This window comes from Dietzia massiliensis (genome assembly GCF_018390595.1).
Taxonomy (GTDB): domain Bacteria; phylum Actinomycetota; class Actinomycetes; order Mycobacteriales; family Mycobacteriaceae; genus Dietzia; species Dietzia massiliensis.
This window is the reverse complement of the sequence record NZ_JAHBAV010000335.1, coordinates 1-342: the sequence shown is the minus strand read 5'-3', so window position 1 is coordinate 342 and position 342 is coordinate 1. Positions and strand designations below refer to the sequence as shown.

The following is a 342-nucleotide window of genomic DNA, read 5'->3' as shown; positions in this document are numbered from 1 at the left end:
GCGGGTGGACGTGAAAGTACTGGTATTGGTGGTGCGAACGCAGGGGGGCGTTCGGGGGGGAGAGGGCGACCACCTGGGCGCCTGTTGGGGTGGTGGAAACGCCGGGGCCGTTGGCGACGTTGGCCGCAACGATCTCCGCGGCGTAGGCGCCGGCGGAAGCGGCGAGAATAATCGCCAGCGCGGCGGCCAGTTTGCCCGCTGCTGAAAGCCTGAAGTTATTATTTTTCATCCATGTTTCTCCGAATATTGCCGTGGGGTCCTGCAAAACTGCTGATTAAAAGGTGTAAGAAAAGCGCGCCAGTACCTGAACGGGATCTTCCGGCGTGGCGTGATTCGACAAGA

General features: G+C 60.5%; 1 protein-coding gene. It reads right to left on the bottom strand.

Annotated elements, in window-relative coordinates; translation table 11 throughout:
- Positions 1 to 265 (bottom strand): hypothetical protein (locus tag KHA85_RS20710; protein WP_213186749.1); only part of this gene is annotated, 265 nt, incomplete at its 3' end.
- Between the last annotated feature and the right edge of the window lie 77 nt (positions 266 to 342).